The 10,540-nt window shown below is 68.4% G+C and carries 14 protein-coding genes and 3 pseudogenes; 10 read left to right on the top strand and 7 right to left on the bottom strand.

Annotated features, from left to right (window positions below; genetic code table 11):
* Nucleotides 1-73: 73 nt before the first annotated feature.
* From GA0070610_RS32040 to GA0070610_RS30285, 4 genes and pseudogenes are all read left to right on the top strand, one after another.
* Nucleotides 74-226, top strand: a pseudogene (locus tag GA0070610_RS32040) (aldehyde dehydrogenase family protein); the annotation flags it as partial.
* Between the two features lie 43 nt (nucleotides 227-269).
* A pseudogene (locus tag GA0070610_RS32035) lies at nucleotides 270-800 on the top strand (aldehyde dehydrogenase family protein); the annotation flags it as partial.
* 76 nt (nucleotides 801-876) lie between these two features.
* Nucleotides 877-1,227, top strand: a complete 351-nt coding sequence (locus tag GA0070610_RS31280) for an aldehyde dehydrogenase family protein (RefSeq protein WP_231925859.1) — start codon at nucleotides 877-879, stop codon at nucleotides 1,225-1,227.
* Between the two features lie 61 nt (nucleotides 1,228-1,288).
* Nucleotides 1,289-1,819, top strand: a complete 531-nt coding sequence (locus GA0070610_RS30285) for a TetR/AcrR family transcriptional regulator (protein WP_157747285.1) — start codon at nucleotides 1,289-1,291, stop codon at nucleotides 1,817-1,819.
* Between the two features lie 126 nt (nucleotides 1,820-1,945).
* On the opposite strand, the pseudogene GA0070610_RS30280 reads toward GA0070610_RS30285, so the two are convergent.
* The 3 genes and pseudogenes from GA0070610_RS30280 to GA0070610_RS30270 all read right to left on the bottom strand — a co-directional run.
* Nucleotides 1,946-2,272, bottom strand: a pseudogene (locus GA0070610_RS30280) (VOC family protein); the annotation flags it as partial.
* 16 nt (nucleotides 2,273-2,288) lie between these two features.
* Complete coding sequence (locus GA0070610_RS30275) at nucleotides 2,289-2,735, bottom strand: helix-turn-helix domain-containing protein (protein ID WP_089003832.1); 447 nt, start codon at nucleotides 2,733-2,735, stop codon at nucleotides 2,289-2,291.
* Between the two features lie 36 nt (nucleotides 2,736-2,771).
* Nucleotides 2,772-3,491 carry a TetR/AcrR family transcriptional regulator C-terminal domain-containing protein gene (locus GA0070610_RS30270; protein ID WP_231925858.1) on the bottom strand — a complete coding sequence of 240 codons (720 nt, stop codon included), beginning with the start codon at nucleotides 3,489-3,491 and terminating at the stop codon, nucleotides 2,772-2,774.
* A gap of 100 nt (nucleotides 3,492-3,591) precedes the next feature.
* On the opposite strand from GA0070610_RS30270, the gene GA0070610_RS30265 reads away from it, so the two are divergent.
* The 4 genes from GA0070610_RS30265 (at nucleotide 3,592) to GA0070610_RS30790 (ending at nucleotide 5,099) form a co-directional block, all read left to right on the top strand.
* The gene (locus tag GA0070610_RS30265) at nucleotides 3,592-3,819 is read left to right on the top strand and encodes a hypothetical protein (protein WP_089003170.1); all 228 of its coding nucleotides are present in this window, start codon (nucleotides 3,592-3,594) and stop codon (nucleotides 3,817-3,819) included.
* Nucleotides 3,820-3,937: 118 nt separating this feature from the next.
* Nucleotides 3,938-4,165: a hypothetical protein gene (locus GA0070610_RS30260; RefSeq protein WP_157747284.1), complete on the top strand. Its 228-nt coding sequence runs from the start codon at nucleotides 3,938-3,940 to the stop codon at nucleotides 4,163-4,165.
* Between the two features lie 246 nt (nucleotides 4,166-4,411).
* Nucleotides 4,412-4,942, top strand: a complete 531-nt coding sequence (locus GA0070610_RS30255) for an RNA polymerase sigma factor (RefSeq protein ID WP_157747283.1) — start codon at nucleotides 4,412-4,414, stop codon at nucleotides 4,940-4,942.
* On the top strand, nucleotides 4,932-5,099 hold the full coding sequence (locus GA0070610_RS30790; protein ID WP_157747282.1) for a hypothetical protein: 168 nt from the start codon (nucleotides 4,932-4,934) through the stop codon (nucleotides 5,097-5,099). The genes GA0070610_RS30255 and GA0070610_RS30790 overlap by 11 nt, the downstream gene beginning before the upstream one ends.
* 299 nt (nucleotides 5,100-5,398) lie before the next feature.
* Here the strand turns inward: GA0070610_RS30790 and GA0070610_RS30250 are convergent, their stop codons facing one another.
* Together GA0070610_RS30250 and GA0070610_RS30785 are read right to left on the bottom strand one after the other, a co-directional pair.
* Entirely contained in the window at nucleotides 5,399-6,571 is a 1,173-nt protein-coding gene (locus tag GA0070610_RS30250) for a hypothetical protein (RefSeq protein WP_089003167.1), read from the bottom strand.
* 170 nt (nucleotides 6,572-6,741) lie between these two features.
* A complete protein-coding gene (locus tag GA0070610_RS30785) occupies nucleotides 6,742-7,005 on the bottom strand; it encodes a hypothetical protein (RefSeq protein ID WP_157747281.1) in 264 nt (87 codons plus the stop codon).
* A gap of 169 nt (nucleotides 7,006-7,174) precedes the next feature.
* On the opposite strand from GA0070610_RS30785, the gene GA0070610_RS30245 reads away from it, so the two are divergent.
* Nucleotides 7,175-7,921 carry a hypothetical protein gene (locus GA0070610_RS30245; RefSeq protein ID WP_157747280.1) on the top strand — a complete coding sequence of 249 codons (747 nt, stop codon included), beginning with the start codon at nucleotides 7,175-7,177 and terminating at the stop codon, nucleotides 7,919-7,921.
* Nucleotides 7,922-8,514: 593 nt separating this feature from the next.
* On the opposite strand, the gene GA0070610_RS30240 is transcribed toward GA0070610_RS30245, so the two are convergent.
* Together GA0070610_RS30240 and GA0070610_RS30235 are read right to left on the bottom strand one after the other, a co-directional pair.
* A complete protein-coding gene (locus GA0070610_RS30240; protein WP_231925857.1) occupies nucleotides 8,515-9,009 on the bottom strand; it encodes a nucleoside/nucleotide kinase family protein in 495 nt (164 codons plus the stop codon).
* Nucleotides 9,010-9,056: 47 nt separating this feature from the next.
* Nucleotides 9,057-9,872, bottom strand: a complete 816-nt coding sequence (locus GA0070610_RS30235; RefSeq protein WP_231925856.1) for an AAA family ATPase — start codon at nucleotides 9,870-9,872, stop codon at nucleotides 9,057-9,059.
* A 239-nt stretch (nucleotides 9,873-10,111) separates the two neighbouring features.
* Between GA0070610_RS30235 and GA0070610_RS30230 the strand changes: the two genes are divergently transcribed.
* Complete coding sequence (locus GA0070610_RS30230; protein ID WP_089003163.1) at nucleotides 10,112-10,432, top strand: hypothetical protein; 321 nt, start codon at nucleotides 10,112-10,114, stop codon at nucleotides 10,430-10,432.
* Nucleotides 10,433-10,540 lie beyond the last annotated feature (108 nt).

Raw genomic sequence — 10,540 nt, 5'->3', positions numbered from 1 at the left:
CATCAACGCCCGCTACCACGCGCGCGCCGCCGCCCGGCTGCTGCGCCCCCGCCGCCGGGCCGGGGCGCTGCCGGTGCTCACCCGCACCCGGGAGCTGCGCTTCCCGGTGGGCGTGGTCGGCGTCGTCTCGCCCTGGAACTATCCGCTCTCGCTGGCCGCCTCCGAGGTGCTGCCCGCCCTGGCGGTCGGCAACGCGGTGGTGCACCGGCCCGACCCGGCGAGCATGCTCAGCGCGCTGTGGCTGCGGGCCCTCGCCGTCGAGGCGGGGGCTGCCCCCGGCGCTCTGGCAGATCGTCGCCGGCGAGGGGGCCGACGTCGGCCCGCTGATCACCGAGCGGGCCGACCTCGTCTGCTTCACCGGTTCCACCCGGGTCGGCCGCGAGGTCGCCGCCCAGGCCGCGCGCCGGCTGGTCCCGTCGTCGCTGGAGCTGGGCGGCAAGAACCCGCTGCTCGTGCTCGACGACGCCGACCTGGACCGGGCGGTCGAGGGCGCGATCCGGGCCTGCTTCGCCAGCGCCGGCCAGCTCTGCGTCTCCGCCGAACGCGTCTACGTCGCCGACCCGCTGCACGACGAGTTCCTGCGCCGCTTCGTCGCGCGCACCGCGACGCTGCGGCTGGGCGTCGGCGGCGACTTCGAGGCCGACCTCGGCTCGCTGGCCTCCGCGCGGCAGCTCGACACCGTCACCGCGCACGTGGCCGACGCCGTCGAGCGGGGCGCCACCCTGCACACCGGCGGCCGGCACCGCCGCGACATCGGCCCGTACGTCTTCGAACCGGCCGTGCTCACCGGCGTCGCTCCCGGCATGCGGATGTACGCCGAGGAGACCTTCGGCCCGGTCGTCGCCGTGTACCGCTTCCCGCACCGACGACGAGGCGGTGGCCCTGGCCAACGACACCGCGTACGGGCTGAACGCCAGCGTGTTCAGCGGCTCCGGGGCACGCGGCGAGGCGGTCGTGGCGCGGATCGACGCGGGCGCCGTCAACGTCAACGACGGCTACAGTGCCGTCTGGGGCAGCGTCGACGCCCCCATGGGCGGCTGGAAGGACTCCGGGCTGGGCGGCCGGCACGGCGCCGACGGCCTGCTCCGGTTCACCCGGGTCAAGACCGTCGCCCGGCAGCGCGGGCTGGACCTGGCCCCCGCGTACCACCGGCCGGGGGCGCTCAGCGCGGCCTGGACCCGGCGGATGACCGCAGCGCTGCGCCTGCTGCGCCGCACCGGGCTGTGACCGTGACCGGCGGGCCGGCGGCCGTCCGGGGCCGCGCGGCGCGGGGGCGATCCACGCGGCCGTGCTGGACCTGCTGGAGACCGACGGGTACGCCGGCCTGACCATCGAGGGGGTGGCCCGCCGCTCCGGGGTCAACAAGACCACCCTCTACCGGTGGTGGCCGTCGAAGCCCTCGCTCGTCGCGGCGACGTTCCGGCACGCCATCGCCCGGGACCTGCCGGTGCCGGACACCGGCACGCTGCACGGCGACCTGACCGCCCTGCTCAGGTCGAAGGCCGCGTTCTTCGCCGACGGGCCGGGGCGCCTCGCCGCCGACGTGCTCGCCCACACCGGCGCCGACGCGGAGCTGGGGCGGCTCGCCGACGAGTTGCTCGGCCAGCACTGCGCGCACGTCGCCGAGCTGACCGGGCGGGCCCGTGCGCGGGGCGAGCTGACCGGGCCGGTGGACGACGCCCTCCTGGCCGACCTGCTGCTCGGGCCGGTCTGGCTGCGGGCGGTGGTCACGCACCGCCCGCTGCCACCCGCCGACGCCGACGCCCTGGTCGACACCCTGCTCGCCGGCCTGCCGACCGACCGGGGTCGGCAGCGGTAGTCCTCCGGCGGGCCGCTTCCGAGCGCCTGCCGCGAGGCTCAGCCCCGGGCGAACATCTGGTCCGATGCGGATCTTGTTGCCGAACGGGTCGCGGATGCCGAAGTCGATCCCGTACGGGCGCTCCATCGGCTCGTCGGTGATCTCGACACCCTTGGCGACGAGGTCCTCGTACGTCTTGTGCGCGTCGTCGGTGGTCATGAAGAGGTAGCCGCCCAGCGCGCCCTTGGTGAGCAGATCCCGGACCTGCTCGGCGGTGGCCGGGTCCAGCGCCGGCGGGCCCGGCTTCTCCAGCAGGATCTCGCGCTCCGGGTCGCCGGGCAGGTTCACCGTCAGCCAGCGCATGAAGCCGAGGTCCTGGTCGGTGTTGACCTCCAGGCCGAGCTTGCCGACATAGAAGTCGAGGGCCTCGTCCTGGTCGAGCACGTAGATCTGGGAGCGGCTGATCGCGTTCATCGTCATGCCGGAAACGCTACGGGGCGGGCCTGACCTGCTGCTTATCCAAAACTGACGTCTGCTGCCCGAAGCTGCTGGGCCGGGTCCACGCCTTGGTGAAGCACACCGGCACGGCGGCAGCCGGCGCCTTGCGGCGGCGGTACTCCGACGGCGACTCCCCGACGATCTGCCGGAACGTGCGGCTGAACGTGCCCAGGCTGGAGAAGCCGACCGCGTAGCAGACGTCGGTGACGTCCCGGCCGGTGTGCAGCAGCAGGTACATGGCCCGCTCCACCCGCCGTCGCTGGAGGTAGCGGTGCGGGGTCTCGCCGAAGGTGGCCCGGAAGGTGCGGATGAAGTGCGCCTCCGAGACGTACGCGATCCGGGCCAGGGCGGGGATGTCCAGCGGCTGGTCGTACGCGCGGTCCATGGCGTCCCGGGCGCGCAGCATGGCCCGGTTCGACTCCTCCGTCGCCCTGCTCATGCCGCCCAGCATAGGGTGCGCGCCACGCCGGGCCCGCTACCCCGGCGCGGACGCCAGGATGGCGTCGAGGCCCAGGTCGAACAGCTCGTCGTCGCTCCATCGCGCCTCGTCGAGGTGGCCGGAGGCGCCGAGGGTCGGATAGGCGGTGGGGTTCGCCGTGATGTGCCGCCGGGCCTCGGCCCGCGCGTGCGGATCAGCGGTCTGGCGCCAGGTGGCCTCGGTGAGCGCGGCGCCGATGACGTAGTTGGCGAGCAGTCGGGTGGCCACCGCCAGTCGACGGCCCGAGAAGCCGCCGCGAACCAGGGCCGACTGGAGGAACTCGGTGCGCGCGAGCACGTTGGGGCCCAGCATGGGTCGCCCGATCAGGCTCGCCGCCCAGGGGTGGCGGAGGATGGCCGCCCGCCAGTTCCGGGCGAGCGTACGGACGTCGTCGCGCCAGTCGCCCACGTCGCGCGGGAGGCGCACCTCGCCGAAGATCTCGTCGACGGCCAGGTCGAGCACGTCGTCCTTCGTCCTCACGTGCCAGTACAGCGCGGTGGGAGTGACGTCGAGCTGCTGGGCGAGGCGACGCATGGTCAGTCCGTCGATGCCGTGCCCGTCGAGCAGGGCCACGGCGGCGTCGACGATGCGCCGGCGGTTCAGCGGCGGCGTACGGCGCGCTCGGGCGGGGTCCGCACGGAGCCACACCGAGCGGGGAGCACCGGCACGACCGGCCGGCTCTTCGCGCGGCGCCCCGTCGGATCCGTTGATGGTCACCCGACCACCCTAGTACGGTGCTGAAGTAACTTAACGGCGGTAAATTGCCCCCACGGCGTTAGGTCCGCCGGCTACGACACCGATCGAGGGAGGCCCGCACATGCCCCTGATGCGGATCCAGCTCGACACCGACCCGACGACGGCCCGTCGGGTCCTGGCACTGCACCGTGCCGGGAGACACCACCACGAGTCCCGGGAAGCCGCCCGCAGCGAGGTCTGGCGCCACGGCCGCACCCCGGCCGCCGACCCGGTCTTCGTCGGCGTCACCAACGGCAGACCCGTCCGCCTGATCTACGACGTGGAGGTCCATCTCGACACCACTGCGTAAGCGGGCAGCTTCAGCAGGGACACCCAGCGTGCCGCCGACTGCACGGGAGGCCCCTCTCCGCGCACTTCTCTCACGAGCATCCGGCTGGATGCCGGGTTGGAGGCTGAGGGTGTCCGACATGTCGAACGGCGACACGAAGCAGCTCGTCGCGGAGGAGCAGGACGAGCCGGCCGAACGGCGGCCCGAGCGCCGCGACGACCCCGACAAGCTCCTGGTGGTGATGAACGGAGCCCTGGTCGGGGTCTCGTCGGCGTACGCGCTGTCGAATTCGCTCGCGGTCACCGCGATCGCTGCGGCTACGGCGGTCATCGTCGTGGGCGCGTACCTGGTGCGCCGGGAGCGGTGACCCCGCCGGGGACACGCCCGAATTCCCGCCGAGCCTTTGCACGCCGAGGCCTCGCCGGATACCAAACTCACGGAATCAGGCAGCCGGACATTGGCCGTCGTCTCGCACGACGACCTTATGTGCGCCTACCTGGGCGCAGGCGACAGGCTCGGAAGGTCCGAGTCAACCTCTGGGGAAAGGAAGCGCCATGCGCAGAGCAGAACACCTATGTCTCCGTGCTCTTCGGAGAGAATGGAGGGACGACCCATGCCGGCACAGGCCAGGATCGAGCTCACCCGGGAACAGTTGGCAGAGTTCGCCGCCTTCTACGAGGGCGACTTCACCCCTCTGGTCGGGCTGCTGATCCGTTCCGGGGCCTCTCGTGACGAGGCTCAGGACGTCGCGCAGGAGGCCATGCAGGTGACGCTCACGAACTGGCCGGGCGTCCAGTCCCCGAAGGCCTTCGTCCGCACGGTCGCCCTGCGCACCCTGCGCCGGAGCTGGCGGGTGACGCAGCGGGACATCAGCGCGGGAAAGCGTGTCGCGCAGGACGCCATGACGGCGGCCTTCGATGCCAACGAGGACATCGAGGAGGCGATACGGATGTTGCGGATGCTGCCGGAAGCCCAGCGCGTGGCGTTCGCACTGCACCACGACGGCTACGGACATGCCGAGATCGCCGAGATCACCGGGCAGCACCGGGACACGGTGCGGTCGAATCTGCGGCATGCCCGTCAGAAGCTCCTGCGCATGCTGAACCCCGACTCGACCAGGAAGGAGGCAAACCATGGACCATGACAGGGAGCACGAACTCGACCAGCTCATGGAACGTACGACCGTGTCCGTACTGAAGTCCCTGGACGCCACGGTCGACGTCAAGCAGCGCCTGCGAGAGCTGCTCCGCGAGGCCGGCGTCGACCCCGACCTCGTTCAGGCGCCCGGGCACGGTCGGTGACGACCTCACAACCCAGCGGGGCGGAGCTGCCCGAAGGCTCGGTTGGAGCCCACGGACATCCAGCCACGCCCGCCCGGCGCGAAGTGCTGATGAAATTTGGAGCCCCCGGCCGGGATCGAACCGGCGACATCTCGCTTACAAGTTCTGGGCGCGTCGTCCGGCAGTGTCCGTCCGCGTTCGCGACTTCGGGCGACGGTCTGCGCTCGGCCGCCGACGGCCGTCTTCGTCCCCGGCGGTTGCTGTCACCGTTGCTGTCAATAGCCGCCTCTTGCCCGTGACCGGCCACGCCGCCAGTGACTTTAGACTGAGGGTAGGCCGACGTGGATCTCTTCACGTAGCACGTCCAGGGCGCCCTTAGCCGTAACGGCGACGTGCGCCCAGGCTGCTTGCCAACTCACGGGCGGAAATGCCAGGCCGATCTGCTGGAATGCCGTCACTGCGCGGTGCCGGGCGTCACCGTGCTGGGCACTGACGCGGAGGCGACGCAGGTGGATGAGCGTTCCGATCGCGGCAGCGACCCGATCCGCCGCCTCGACGTCAAGGACTGCTGAGAGGTGGTCCCGGACGGCTTCGAGCGCCCCGCGCTGCGGAGGTGAAGACTGCCCAGGCTTGACAACCTGGCCCAGTACGTCCGCCAGTGCGCTCATCAGGGAGTTGAACTCCTCCTCGCTACCGCATTCCTGGGTGAGGCGGGCGACACTTGCAGGGTCGAGGTTCACGAACAGGTGTGACCCAGTCCGGTACCTCCACACGGCATCGAGGTAGCCGACCGCATACGGAATGTCGAGCGCACCAAATGACAGTGGCACGCTCGGCGGACCGGGTGGCGCTACCTGCTCAATGACGCGGTCGAGGTAATCATCGATTGAGACCAAGCCGCGGTAGGCGCGCAGCACCGCCGGCACCCGGACCGTCCACTCCTCTTTCGCCGGGTCAGGCTTGTGCACAACGGAATATAGGAATGGCTCGTGGGCGAGCAGCTGGCGGAGCTTGCGCATCGGTGCCTCCGGAGGTGGGGCCGCGCCGGTGCCGATGCTAGCGGTCGACAGTTCGTTCCTGATCTCTGCGCTGGTCACCGTGGCCTCGACGACCTTGGTCGGGGACGGGACGAGGTTTCGCTTCCGGTCGACGAAGTGCCGGATTGTGGTTATGAACGACCGGAGAAGAGGCTCCGCCTCCGGCACGTACCGCAGGCCGGCGACGGTGAGCGCGATCGGCACATCCAGCCGGACCGGCGCGTAGGAGTCTTGACGCCACGTCAGCCCATAGCTCAATGACGTCGGGCTCCGCTCCCCGACGCTCGGGAGCGATGCAAGGACGTCGGCAGCGTTGTCCACGCCGAACCGGGACTCGAGCGTCAGGTCGACGTACTGCCAGATCGGCCACTCGCCGACCCGGTCGAACTGCTCGAAGATGACCCGGATCAGGTGTTCCTGTTCCGGGTTGAGCGGCTCTCGCAGCGATCCGGCCACTTTTACGGTCTCCTCACGTGTCGCTTCCGGCGTAGCTCCGCATCAGCACCCTGATGCTCGTCCTGCCTCATCTGACTTGGCCGCAACCGTCGTCGCCGCCCTGCGGGCAGATCATCCTAGAGCGCGGCCCGGGCATTCGGGAGGGTGACGGCTTCGGTGTGAAGGAACCGTTAGCCGTCGATCAGCTGCGCCAGCAGCAGGGCTGAGCTGCCTGAACGGTCCACCGCAGTCCGTGGGCGTCCGGCGTTGCTCGTGCCCATCGTCACCCAGTTGGTCACCCAAGCCGATCCTCCGGTCTTGGTGACGGTCAGCTTGGGAATCGGGTTGAGTCGCGGTCCTTGGTCCTGGTGCCGGCTGGTCGTGGACGCCTGGGCGACCCGGCTCAGCGCTGCGGCGGACCTCCGGTAGCCGATGTTGACCGCTGTATCGGGCACGGACTCGAGTGAGCTGAGGCTTGAACCTTTAGGCCGCGAAGCGGCATGGCTGAGCAGTAGCCGGCACTCAAATGTGGCGGCCACTGTCAGATAAGCGACAGCGGTAGGCGATACGGGCACGGTCGCGATAAAAGATAGCCGCCGAAGCCAATAGCCAGAAAGCGGAGACTTGGACATTACGGACGTTTTGAATCTGTTTAGTGCCGCCGTGTCGACGGTCCTTGCCATCGTCGCACTCTGGCTCTCGATCGTTTTCTACCGGCTCAGTAGCGGCGAGGCCCAGCGATCCCAACGAAGTGCGGAAGAGATCGCGGCTAGCGTCAAGCGGTTGGAAGCGCTGTTCGGCACGATGTACTCCGACACCTTCACAATGATGAAAGATACCGTTACAGACATGCGTGCCCACGTTTGGCGAGCAAAAATTCCAGCCTCAAGCATGGAATCAGCGGAAGGTCAAGAGGGTCGGCCCGTGGAGAGGCTGGATGCTGTAAGAGAGGAAATTCTGAAGGAAATTGGCACTATCTCGCATCGAATCGGAGTTACGGAGTCACAGCTCAGCACCCTACGGTCCGAGATTGCCCCCACAGTGGATCGTGCCCTGACCAACTCCAAGATCAGTGGAGCATGGGAGGCCGATACCATCGAGCTCCGCCAAATCCTCGTCAACCATGTCCGGAATGGGGCCATGACCTTCAGGCGCTTGCGCGCTAGCAGCATGCACTTCAAGAGACTCAGCGTTACGAGCCTCGTGGGCCAATTGATCTTCCTGAGGGTGCGTGGGATTGTAACTTGGGATGGCCCACTGCAAGAGATTTCCGACGACGCGTTTATCGAATACTGTGGGCCACAGAAGATAACTCGTGAAGACCTAGTGGGAGATAGCTCCTTCCAGGTGACCGGGGTCGAAGTCGGCTAGTAAAGGCACGCGCCCGGTTGGCTGACAGCGTCAGCTCTTGCTTGCCGCCATCCCGTCTGCCATCGACCCGCCCTCCTGGGGAGCGGGCCCCCGCCCGGCCCGCCACGTCAAGCGAACCTTGACGGCTCGTACGGACGCTGGCGGGTCGGGCGGTGGTCTGCTCGGTTCGCCCGGGTCGACGGCTGGCGGGATGGCTCCCCACCGCCACCACCCACGGACCGCAAGCCGCCGACGGACCCCCGGCCATCCTGGAGCCGGAGCGCCCCCGCCGGAGGCAGCAGTAACCGCAACCCACACCGACCCGGCAGCCGCCGGCGGACCCGGCGTGCGCTCTCCTACGCCGCGCGGGCTCGTGGCCGCGCGGCCCGGCCGGCTGCCGGCCCCGCCACCCCACCAGACAACTGCCTGTCGTCATCCGGCGGCCCACCGGGCTACCCGCCCTCCGCGCCAGCCGCCGGGCGTGTTGCGTGGCCGGAGTCGGAGCGCCAGCGGAGCGACGGACGCGCGCCCTGGCGGCGGCGCGTGCGGCCCGTTCAGGGCCGCCTTGAAGACGTACAGAAAGTTTGAACCACATCGACGGCAGCTGGCCGCCCCTAGATCTCCACGGCTTCCCTGCGCTGGACGTTTTTGCTGACTAGCTCGGCTGCCACGTCTGCCGGCACCTTCGATGTGTCGATGGTGAGGTCGGCCAGGGCCAGCGGCTCTGTCTCATCCCACACTCTGAGGCGTTCTGCGGTGTCGCCGGTTTGACGTTGCGTAAGGCGTCGTTTCGCCACGTCTCGGGGACATGTGAGAGCGACGACGGTCCACCGAGCGTGGGGGAAGGCGTTGCGTACAGCATCAACGGCCTCGACCTGGCCGAGGTGCACTACAGGGATGCCGTCGTGGAGCTGCCTGCGCAGACCGTGGGCGTCGACGACGTAGACGGATCCGTACCGCCTGTTCTCCCACACCACATCGCCGGCGGCGCGCAGTGCTGCTAAGTCCGCGTCGGTGGTCATCCGGTAGCCCGTGGTGCGGCCCGATCCAACTTTGAGGCGCCGGAACTGCTGGTATCGGCTGTCGAGCCGTTGCAACTCTGCGGTCACTGTGTCCTTGCCTGATGCGGGCGGACCGTAGAGAATCACGCCTCGCATCAGTCGAGTTCCAACCCCATCAGCGACTTCACGAGCGCTTCCGCTTGGTGCTGTAGCGGCTTGGCTGAGGTGCAGTTGTTGATGACGACGTGCTCGACCAGCGGACGAAAGTCGGTGTCGATGCGGCTGAGGTAGCCGGGCCAGTCGGCAAGCTTGGCAGCGTCTCGGGCTGCCCCTCGCTTGCGGATGTAGAGGTTCATCGTCTCGTGGTCGCAGTACACCCACACCACGCTCACGGATGCGCCCATGTCAGTGAACCGGGCTGTGGTCCGGCCCAACCATTGGGCGTCTTGGAACTCGGCGATGAATGGGGCGGTGACGATGGCACTGTTGCCGCACTGCACGTTCTCTTCTGCCGCGCTGCTCAACGCCTCGTACTCACGGGGCCGGACAACCTTCAGGTAGGTCTCTGACTCCCGGTCATGTGGTGAATGGCCCAGGATCTCTAGTGCCACCTCGACGACGGGACGCGTCAAGGTGTCCTTGTCGAGCATCGGCCATCCCGTAGCCCGTGCCAGGATTCGCCCCAACTCGGTCTTGCCGCTGCCCGGGTATCCACCGACAAGGACCACACGAGGTCTCGGCAGACGCACTGGGCTGCGCCGTTCCTGGTTCGGCACCCGCACTACGCGCTTCGAGCGGGACTTGCTCTCGATAAACCCTTCCGCCTCTAGCACCTTCATCGCTTCGGTGATGGTGAACGAGCTTGTGTCCCACTCGGCGGCCAGCTCTCGGCTGGACGGGAGGACGTCACCGTCTCGGCGGACCCCTGCGGCGATCTCGTTGCGGATGTGCCGGGCAATCTGCTGGTACATGGACTCACCCCGGGTCAACCGGGGTCGGGGCGATGACATGGGCATCCTCACGGTAGGGGTGTCCGGCTACCAGATCCTACCAGTCAGCTAACAGCCCTTCCGGCTCGTAACAGCACGTCAGAGCCTCGTTCCAATTGGTGAACACATAACAGTTGCTATGGATGCCTACCAACTGCTAGCGTCACTGCATCGAGCAGCCGTCCATAGGGGACGCGCTCTAATCCAGGAAGGACGCAGCTATGAAGCTGTACGTGGACACCCAGAGCAAGCAGGTCCAGGTGACGAAGGACCCGGAGCCGAAGAACGACCAGAACGGCAATCAGCGGTCGGAGAAGAACACTGGCCGGCTCATGTGGTCGACTCAGGTCTTCGTTCTCGACGAGACTGGCGGCGAGATCATCACCATCACCACGGCGGGTGAGAAGCCGGGCGTGACGGTGGGACAGCTCGTCGCTGTCGAGCAGTTGGAGGCCATCCCGTGGGCGACCAACGGGCGTAACGGCGTCGCGTTCCGTGCGATCTCGCTGAAGCCGAAGGCTGGCACCTCGGCGGCTAAGTAGGTCCTTCGCTCACCCGTGCTGTGTGAGCCTCTGGTGTCGTACGTGAAGCGGCCTGATGGTCCGCTGACCTGACGCAATCGGTCCGGGAGTGGTTCCGACTCCTACATT

Source organism: Micromonospora echinofusca, assembly GCF_900091445.1.
Classification (GTDB): domain Bacteria; phylum Actinomycetota; class Actinomycetes; order Mycobacteriales; family Micromonosporaceae; genus Micromonospora; species Micromonospora echinofusca.
Note: the sequence above shows the minus strand (reverse complement) of the source record. Positions and strands in the feature narration are given on the sequence as shown.